Raw genomic sequence first — 613 nt, 5'->3', positions numbered from 1 at the left:
ACGACCCCTTACCAAGCCATCTATACGCTCCATTAGTGGGACGAAGCCAGTATCAATGTTGTCTGGATTTGGTACGGATTGTAGCCAGTCGAGCTTGCCTTGCTTATCTGCGATGTAACCGTCCAGACTGGTTGCAATAAATACGATATTTGCCATTAGTACCTCATCAAAATGGTGATGCTTGAGCCAAGTTAAAGGTTGGTTTAAAATTAATTCTACAATGTAGAATAACTCTGAGTTTATCGAGAAGATCAAATGTCTGTCAACGAAAAGAAACGCGGAAGACCGACCGCAAAGCAGTCACAACTGAGTGCAGAAAGCATCCTAGAGTCGGCTAAATTATTGATGAAAAAGGACGGAAAGATACCAAGTGTTCGTCTGCTAGCGACCCAATTGGATGTGGATCCTATGGCGATCTATTACTACTTCAAAAACAAAAATGCTTTGCTTGAAGCGTTAACGACATCACTGGTGGAAGACATTTATCAACCGCAAGCGAATGAAGATTGGCAAAACGAACTCAAACACCTGTGCGCTAGTTATATTGAGCTGCTGCGTGAGTATAACGGGCTGTTGCAAACTATGTTGAGCATGACATCCCACGGACCTGCTC

The 613-nt window shown here is 43.4% G+C and carries 1 protein-coding gene and 1 pseudogene; one reads left to right on the top strand and one right to left on the bottom strand.

Features of this window, described 5'->3' with window-relative positions; translation table 11 throughout:
• Positions 1–210: pseudogene (locus R7Q11_RS27580) on the bottom strand (dihydrofolate reductase); the annotation flags it as partial.
• Positions 211–255: 45 nt separating this feature from the next.
• Here R7Q11_RS27580 and R7Q11_RS27575 point away from each other — a divergent pair.
• The coding region (locus R7Q11_RS27575; RefSeq protein ID WP_225467157.1) for a TetR/AcrR family transcriptional regulator at positions 256–613 on the top strand (358 nt) is incomplete at its 3' end.

This window comes from Vibrio sp. 970 (assembly GCF_033339075.1).
This window is presented reverse-complemented; position numbering and strand designations above follow the sequence as displayed.